The 1,983-nt window shown below is 78.2% G+C and carries 1 protein-coding gene; it reads left to right on the top strand.

All coding sequences use genetic code 11. From position 1 onward, the window contains the following. Positions 1 to 1,311, top strand: a 1,311-nt coding sequence (locus ACTUAL_RS03040) for an AraC family transcriptional regulator (RefSeq protein ID WP_440899192.1), incomplete at its 5' end; no start/stop codon positions are given. Positions 1,312 to 1,983: the final 672 nt, after the last annotated feature.

The following is a 1,983-nucleotide window of genomic DNA, read 5'->3' as shown; positions in this document are numbered from 1 at the left end:
CACGCGGACCGGGCGCTGGTGCTGGCGCTGCCCGCCGGGGCCCTGCGCGCCGGGACGGGCGAGGTCGCGCGGGCGCTGCTCGCGGCCACCCCCGCCGGGGCGCTGCCGCCGCTGGTGGTGCTCGACGTGCGCGGGGCCGGGGTGCTCGCGGTGGGGTCGGCGCGGGCGGTGGTGGCGTTCGCCCGCAGGTGCGCGGAGCGCGGGAGCCGGTGCGCGCTGCTGGGGGAGCCGGGCGGCGCGCTGGACCGGGTCGTGCTGGACGCGGTGGACCCCGCCGGGGTGCTGGCCAGGCGCACCAGCCTGGAGGCCGCGCTGGCGCAGGCCGCGGAGCCGGAGCCGGAGCCGGTGCCGGTGCCGGTGCCCGAGGAGCGCTCCCCCGTCGAGCACGTGGTCGACGTCTCCGACGACGAGGCCGCGGAGGAGCTGCTGAGCGCCACCTACACCAGGCTCGTCCTCCGGTCGAGCGGTCCCCAGCGCGGGCTGCGCCTGGCGTCCGCCTCGCTCGGCGAGGTCAGGTTCGACGAGGTGGAGCTGCGCGCTGCCGTCGACGCCGAGGTCGACCCGCTCGGCAGCTACGTGTTCGGCCTGGTGCGCTCCGGGCGGATCGACACCGGCTCGGCGGACGCGCCGCGCGCGCACGGACCCGGCGACGCGTTCCTGGCCGCCCGGCCCGACGACCCGCACCGGGTGACCGGGGAGCGCGGCGCGTTCAGCGTGACCGTGCTGCCCACCTCGCTGCTCCAGCAGGTCGCCCCCGGCCCGGAGCCGGTCCGCTTCACCGGGTACACGCCGGTGACCCCCGAGGCCGCGCGCGGCTGGACCGCCACCCGCGACCACCTGCGCGCCGAGCTGCTGGCCGACCCGGAGCTGCTGACCAACCCGCTGGTGGTGGGCCACGCCTCCCGCCTGCTGGCCGCGACGGCGCTGGCGACGTTCCCGAACAGCACGACCCCCGACCCGACGGTCGAGGACCGTCGCGACGCCCACCCGGACGCGCTGCGGCGGGCGCTCGCGTTCATCGACGCCAACCCCGACCGGGACCTGACCACCTCGGACGTCGCCAGGGCCGCCAGGGTGAGCGCCCGCGCCGTGCAGCTGGCGTTCCGCCGTTACCTGGGCGCGACGCCGATGGCGTACCTGCGGCTGGTCCGGCTCGACCACGCGCGCGTGGACCTGTCCTCCGCGACGACGGGGCAGGACACGGTGACCCGGATCGCCGCGAAGTGGGGTTACGGCCGGGCCAGCGTGTTCGCGGCGCGCTACCGGGCCGCCTACGGGGTCTCGCCGTCCCAGACGCTGCGGGAGAGCTAGCCGCGCGGGCGGACGGCCGAGGCCGACACGGCGGCGGACGGCGACTGCGTCCGGGGACGGCGAGGAGCGACACCTGCCCGCGACCGGGACGGGCACGACCGGGGTGGGCGAACCGGTTCGGACCGGACGTGGTCGGGTGGGACCGGCCGGCTGGGGGCGACGTGGCGCTGCTCTGGAGCGCGCGGGACGGTGGCGCCGGGCGCCGGGCCGGTCGGGTGGCGGGGTTCTCGCGCGTCCGGTGCGGGTTCGTTCCGGCTGCACGGGTGGTTCGCACGGGCTGCTATCGGTCGACTGCGGAACGCGGTGGACTCGGATCGGGCCGTCTTGCACCGGGAGGAGCGGGAGGGCGGTCCGGCCGGTGGATCCGGTGACCCCCGTCCGACGGGTGGTCTGTTCGAGGGCAGACGCGGTTGAGAGCCCAGCCGCCCCCTCTCGCGCACCAGGCGAGCGCGGGGCCGGGCGGTTCGCGCCGCCGGGTCGGCGCGCCCGCCGGAGATGAGCTCTGGACCATGTGCCCCGTTTCCTCCGCGCTCCCCCTCGCCTCGGCGCTCGGCGCCGCACCGGACGCCGCCCAGGCCGACGCGGTCGTCGTCCGGGTGTCCGGCGAGCTGGACGCCTCCACCACCGGGCCGCTGCGCGCGCGGCTGTTCGACGAGGTCTCGCGCTCGCCCT

It is taken from the genome of Actinosynnema sp., from assembly GCF_052038725.1.
The sequence above is the reverse complement of the archived record's forward strand: the minus strand, read 5'-3'. Positions and strand labels throughout refer to the sequence as shown.